Origin of the sequence: Clavibacter lycopersici, from assembly GCF_003576405.1 — a bacterium.
Lineage (GTDB): Bacteria > Actinomycetota > Actinomycetes > Actinomycetales > Microbacteriaceae > Clavibacter > Clavibacter lycopersici.
Genome location: NZ_QWGT01000554.1, coordinates 1 through 448 on the forward strand (window position 1 = coordinate 1; position 448 = coordinate 448).

Below are 448 nucleotides of genomic sequence, written 5' to 3' on the forward strand. Positions count from 1 at the left end.
CTCCTCGCCGCCGCCGCCGTCCACGCGCTCGTCACGCCCTCGCCCGCCGCCGCGGTCGCGCGGCTCCGGGGATCCGGTGTCGACGCCGTCGAGGCCGCCAGCGTCCCGCCCGGCTGGTCGCCCGATCATCCGTTCCCCGCGGCCGCGGACTCCCTGGGACAGCGAGCGGACGCCGGCCCCGACGAGCGCGACCGCGGTGCCGGGCCGCGCGCACGGGTCGTGGTCGGGGATCCCGACGCCTGGCTGGTCCGCGGTCCTCTGCTCGCGGAGATCCGCCGCACCGGCGACGTCGTCCTGGAGGGCTGCACCCCGCGGGACGCGCGCACGCTGCTGCGCGTCCGCGCGGTGCCGCCGCCCCTCGCCCCGATCCCCGGGCGGGCCTGGCTCGTCGCCCCCGACGGCGGCGTGCGGCGCTGCTCGTGGCCGCCGGCCGCGCCGGACCCCACGA

Annotated in this window: 1 pseudogene; it reads left to right on the forward strand. The window is 81.5% G+C overall.

Annotated elements, in window-relative coordinates:
- Positions 1-448: pseudogene (locus DZG00_RS16500) on the forward strand (FtsK/SpoIIIE domain-containing protein); the annotation flags it as partial.